Source organism: Pseudokineococcus basanitobsidens (genome assembly GCF_037482545.1).
GTDB lineage: Bacteria > Actinomycetota > Actinomycetes > Actinomycetales > Quadrisphaeraceae > Pseudokineococcus > Pseudokineococcus basanitobsidens.
In genome coordinates, this window is record NZ_JBBIAA010000018.1 from 1 (window position 1) to 4,097 (window position 4,097).

General features: G+C 79.9%; 3 protein-coding genes and 1 pseudogene. 2 read left to right on the forward strand and 2 right to left on the reverse strand.

The window, feature by feature from the left end; all coding sequences use genetic code 11:
- Both WDZ17_RS12940 and mscL read left to right on the forward strand, forming a co-directional pair.
- The coding region (locus tag WDZ17_RS12940) for a hypothetical protein (RefSeq protein ID WP_339575580.1) at positions 1-319 on the forward strand (319 nt) is incomplete at its 5' end.
- Between the two features lie 348 nt (positions 320-667).
- The gene (gene mscL / locus WDZ17_RS12945; RefSeq protein ID WP_339575581.1) at positions 668-1,132 is read left to right on the forward strand and encodes a large conductance mechanosensitive channel protein MscL; all 465 of its coding nucleotides are present in this window, start codon (positions 668-670) and stop codon (positions 1,130-1,132) included.
- 60 nt (positions 1,133-1,192) lie between these two features.
- On the opposite strand, the gene WDZ17_RS12950 is transcribed toward mscL, so the two are convergent.
- Positions 1,193-1,414: a hypothetical protein gene (locus tag WDZ17_RS12950; protein ID WP_339575582.1), complete on the reverse strand. Its 222-nt coding sequence runs from the start codon at positions 1,412-1,414 to the stop codon at positions 1,193-1,195.
- A pseudogene (locus tag WDZ17_RS12955) lies at positions 1,408-4,097 on the reverse strand (hypothetical protein); the annotation flags it as partial. The pseudogene WDZ17_RS12955 and the gene WDZ17_RS12950, both read right to left, overlap by 7 nt.

The window sequence follows — 4,097 nt, forward strand, 5'->3', positions numbered from 1 at the left end:
GCTCCGGGTGCTCGCTGCCCGGGAACGCCCACCCGCACCCGCCGGACCCGCCGGCCCCGTCGCCAGCGTCGCCAGCGTCGCCAGCAGCAGCGGCGCCGGCGCCGGCGTCACCCTCGCGGTCCCGGCCCTGGCCCGGGCGCTCGTCCGCAACCTCGTCCGGGGCCTCGTCCGGGGCCTCGTCCGGGGCCTCGTCCGGGGCCGGGCTGGGGCGTGCGTCCCCGTCCGGGTCGTGGCCGTCGGGCAGGGGCGGCCGGTCGTCGAGAGCCACGCGCACCACCCCGTCCACCCCGCCACCTGCGTCGAACAGGTGTTCGACTGAGAGGAACGGTAGCGGGAGGGTCCGACAACGACCCACGCACCGCGAAAGCTGTGGACGGCGGCGGGCTACGCCGACCTGTGGACGCGGTCTCGTCCGTGGTCGCGGCAGCACTCGCCGGTCGAGCCGGAGCACCACGCCGGGGCGCAGGTCGAGGACCGAGCGGGTCGTCGTCCTGACGGGCTGCCGTCCGCGACCGGTCACCTCCGGCGCCGACCGCCCGACGCCCCCGAGCCCTAGGGTCCTGCTGGCCCGCGACCGCGGGCCGGGCCCGAGGGGCGGACGGCAGGACCTCCCGCCGCGTCGGGACGCTGCAGCATCGACCACCTCGTCCACCTCAGGGGGCATCCAGTGATCTCGGGCTTCAAGGACTTCATCCTCCGCGGCAACGTCATCGACCTCGCCATCGCCGTCGTCATCGGAACGGCGTTCACCGCCATCGTCACCGCCATCAGCACCGACATCTTCGGCAACCTCATCGCCGCGCTCTTCAACGCCGAGGACATCGGGACCCTGGGTGTCGACATCGCCGGGACGGGCGCCACGGATGAAACCAAGATCATCTTCGGCACGACGATCGCCGCGATCATCAACTTCCTCATCGTCGCGGCGGTGCTGTACTTCCTCGTCGTCGTCCCGATGAACCGGCTGCTGGCGCTGCGGAAGAAGGGGCAGGAGCCGGACGTCGCCGCCCCGAGCGAGGACATCCTCCTGCTGCAGGAGATCCGCGACCTCCTGCTTAGGCAGCAGGGTGTCGGCAGCCCGACGACGGCCGTGGACCCGTCCGCCACCCCCGAGCCCCCGACGGGCCGCTGACGACGGACCGCTGACCACCGTGCCGGCGCCGGGGCGGGAACCGGGCGCACCGCACCCGGGTCACCAGTGCGGCGGCCGCTCCCGGAGGTAGCGCTCGTCGTCGAGGTCCTCGGGGTCGGGACGCTCGCCCCAGGCCTCGGGCCGGTCCTCGCCGGCGCGGTCGGGCAGGACGGGGGACTCGTCGTCCCGGCGCCGCGGACGACCGGACGCGGCCAGCTGCCCGGAGGACGCGTCCGTGGTCCGCCCGGACGGCTCCGAGGCGTCCGCGTCGGCCGTCACCACGCCCCCTCCGCGGGCCGTGCCGCGGCGAGGACGCGCGCCGTCTCGCCGGCCGGGTCGACGAGCAGACCGGTCGAGGACACGTGCACGACGGCCCAGCCCCGGTCGCGCAGGCGGGCGGCCTCGCGGGCGCGCAGCACCGGGTCCGCCGCGCTCGGCCCGCTCTCGGCGCCGGCCGGCCGGACGTCGGGCAGGACGGCGGCGGCAGCGCCGTCGGGGCGGACCACCGTCAGGTCGGGGTCGCCCGGGCACTCGGCGCGGCGCACGAGAGCGCCCCCCGCCCGCAGCCGCTCGACGAGCGCCCCGACGAGCGGGTCTGCTCCCGCGTCCACCCCGCCGGCCGGCGCGTCCGCCGCGGGCACGGCGCTGGCGTGCGCCGACAGCGCCCGCGCGGCGTCATCCCCGGGGGGCAGCAGGTCGAGGTCGGCCACGCCGGGCGGGGCAGCGTCGACCGTCTCGGCGTCCACCGGACCGTCCTCCGGGTGCGCCGCTCCCCCGTCGACGTCCTCGGCGGCGGCCGCGTCGTCGTCGCGGACGGCGGCCTCGACCGAGGCGAGCAGCGCCCGCAGCGCCCGCGCGCCGGGCGTGCGGAGCCGGTCCTCGGGCAGCGCCGGCGACGACAGGCACGTGACCACGACCAGGCGGCGGCGGGCTCCCGCGGTCGCGACCGCCAGGGCGGCCGCGCCGCCCGCGGCGTCGAGCGGCCCGAAGGAGGACAGGACGCGCCCGCGCTCGGTGGGCGCGAAGGCCGTCGTCAGGACGAGGACGTCCCGGACGCAGCCGGCGGCGCGCGCGACGTCGGTCACGACGAGCGGCTCCCCGCCGCGGCTCGCCCGGGCCATCGCCGCGGCCAGCGCCGGGTCGGCGGCGACGGCCTCGCGGAGCGCGTCCGCGACCCGGCGGGCGTGGCCCCGCGTCAGCGCGACGACCCCGAGCGAGCTCTCGGGGTCGCGCCGCAGGCGGTCCAGCACCACCGCCACCGTCTCGGCCACCTCGACGTCGAGGGAGTGCACGACCCCCTCGGGAGCGGGCCGGCCGCGCCCCGTCACGTGCCGCAGGACGACGGGCCGCGAGCCCGGCGGCGCCGGGGCCGCGCGCAGCGTCGCCGGCGCCCGGGTGGGCGGCCCGTCGCCCGGCGCGTCCGCCGCGGCCTCGGCCCGGTCGCCCTCGGCGCCGTCGACCGGGTCGGCCACCTCGGCGCGGACGGCGCGGACGACCGGCTCGAGCTGGCGCGGCAGCCGGTGCCGCCGGCGCAGCACGTGCTCGTCGAGGACGCCGGTGGTCGCCGTCCACGCGTCGAGCGGGGCGGCCGCGCCGGGGTGCTCCGGCGCGGGGGCGCCGACGACCCCCTCCGCGGGCGGGACGCCGCACGGGTCGCCCACGAGCAGCACCTGGGCACCGCGCGCCAGCGCGAGCGCGGCCTGCGGCACGGCAGCCGTCGAGGCGTCGAGCAGGACGACGAGGTCGGCTCCCCCGTCGTCGTCCGCAGCGCCCCCCGTGCCGGGACGACCCAGCGGCGCGACCCGCTGCGGCAGCGCGAGCAGGCTCGCAAGACGCACGAGCGGCCTGCCCCCGGCGGCCGACCGCGCCCCGGCGACCACCTCGGCCGCGGCGGCCGCGCGCTCGCGGGCGACGGCGGCGTCGTGCTCCGCCCGCAGGGCGTCGGCCCGCCCGGGCAGCAGCTCGTCGAGGAGCCCACGGCGCCGTGCCTCCTCGAGGGCGGAGGCACGGACGCACAGCTCGAGCTCCGCCGTCGCGGCGGCGGCGTCCACGCCGCGCTCGCGCAGGTCCGCCAGCAGGTCGCCGAGGCCGAGGGCCCGCAGGTGCACGAGCACGTCGACGCGGGCGGGCAGGTCGCCGCCGGCGTCCGGGTCCTCCGCCAGCAGGTGCAGGCGACGCCGCAGGTCCGCGAGGTCCACCTCCCGCAGCCGGCCCCCCTCCCGCGTCGGGCGCAGGACGGGCTCCAGCCGGTCCAGCTCGGCCGTGACCGCGGCGAGCGCGCGGCGCGCGGCGGAGATGCCGGCGGGCACGCGCGGCCGGCCCCCGTCCTCCGCCTCGGCCGCCCAGGCACGCCGCTCGGCGTCCGCGCGCCGCAGCGCGGTGCGCAGGTCCGCGGGCCTCTGCCCCGGACGGACGACCTCGGCGACGACCTTCTGCGCCGTCCTGCGCGTCCGCCAGGCGGCGTCCTGCCCGAGCGACCGCGCCAGCTCGCCGAGGGGGCGCTCGTAGGCACCGGGCAGGAAGTCCTCGAGCGTGCCCCGGACGTCCTCCAGCAGGCCGAGCCGGCGCTCGACCTCCACCGCCGTGCGCGGTCGCCGCAGACCGGTCTGGCCTCCCAGGTCGTCGAGGGCCCCGGCCAGGCGCGGGAGCAGGTCGTCGGCGAGCCGCCCGGCCCGGTCGCGGGCGTCCCGCACCTCGGCGGCGGCACCCAGCGCGGCGCCCTCCCACGGCCCGTCCGCCAGCTCGGGGCGGAAGGCGCCGAGCCCGGCGGCGCGGCGGACCGCCTCGGTGACCGCCGCCGACCCCTCGGCGGCGACCGCCGCGGTCGCCGCGCCGTCGAGGCGCACGGGCGTGCGCGGCGGTCGGGGGCCCTGCGCCAGGCGCGCCAGGGCGTGCGCGGTCGTCAGCACCCCGGCGTCGAGGCCGCCCCCGGCCGGGACGTCGAGCGCGCGGGCGCCCGCGCGGG